This window comes from Myxococcus sp. AB025B (assembly GCF_006518215.1).
GTDB lineage: Bacteria > Myxococcota > Myxococcia > Myxococcales > Myxococcaceae > Myxococcus > Myxococcus fulvus.
Genome location: NZ_SRLW01000708.1, coordinates 1 through 462, shown reverse-complemented (window position 1 = coordinate 462; position 462 = coordinate 1). Strand labels below are relative to the sequence as shown.

At 41.8% G+C, this 462-nt stretch carries 1 protein-coding gene and 1 pseudogene; both read right to left on the bottom strand.

What is annotated here, in order from left to right:
• On the bottom strand, positions 1 to 172 hold a 172-nt coding region (locus FL311_RS46420), incomplete at its 3' end, for a 2Fe-2S iron-sulfur cluster binding domain-containing protein (protein ID WP_141333595.1).
• 5 nt (positions 173 to 177) lie between these two features.
• Positions 178 to 462: pseudogene (locus tag FL311_RS43620) on the bottom strand (hypothetical protein); the annotation flags it as partial.

Sequence of the window (462 nt, the reverse complement as noted above, 5' to 3'; positions counted from 1 at the left end):
TACAAGCACGAATTGCTTGAGCGTCGTCTATTTCTACTTCGCAAGCATGGCAAGAACCCATTAAGCAGCCCGTAGGAATAGTTATCCCACATCGAGCGGCTACATCTAAGATTAATTCTCCAACTTCCGCCTCGGTGGTGATATCGTCTGGTAAAAACTGTACAGAAACCATACTTTTTACTTCAAAATATCGTTTAAATTCAAATGAGCTTCAATGTTAGTTGCTAAAGTGTCCAGCATACTTTCTCTTTGCTCTCGATAGTTGGGAATACCAGTAGGTAAAGACTTCAAGCCTCTTTGTTGGCGCAGACGATTTAGCCAAGCACGCCGCCACGCCCCATTATCAAACAACCCATGCAAATAACTACCCCAAACTAATTGGTCGTTATCTACTAACCCTAGATTAGAATCATCAAATAAAGGCTTATAGTTGCTTGCCATAGCATCCGGTTCAATTAAACG